This window comes from Pseudomonas sp. AC463 (assembly GCF_979253585.1).
Window position 1 is genome coordinate 1 of record NZ_CEEDDZ010000129.1, and the last position, 441, is coordinate 441.

1 protein-coding gene is annotated in these 441 nt (G+C 66.9%); it reads right to left on the minus strand.

The genetic code is table 11. The features are described from left to right. Positions 1-441 (minus strand): polyprenyl synthetase family protein (locus AC0IYH_RS29425; protein WP_471837574.1); only part of this gene is annotated, 441 nt, incomplete at both ends.

Genomic DNA, 441 nt, shown 5'->3' on the forward strand with positions numbered 1-441 from the left:
GGCCATAGGCGTCCAGCGCCATTTCGTCGCGATCCGATCGCTCGGCGACGACGGCGGAGATGCGACACGCGGCGGCGAACAAGGCGGCCGTCTTCGCACCGATGATGTCGAGATAGCGGTCCTCGCCCAAATCGACGCGGCGGGCGGCGGTCAACTGGTTGACCTCGCCCTCCGCGATCACAGCGCTCGCGTTGGACAGGATCTTCAGCACTTTCAGGCTGCCATCCTCGACCATCAGTTCGAAGCTGCGGCTGAACAGGAAATCGCCGACCAGCACGCTGGCGGGGTTGCCCCAGATGATGTTGGCGGTGCGCTTGCCCCGGCGCAGGTCCGATCCGTCGACCACGTCGTCGTGCAGCAGCGTCGCGGTGTGGATGAACTCCACCGCCGCCGCCAGCCGGTGGTGACGATTGCCGGTGTAGCCGATCAGCCGCGCGCTCG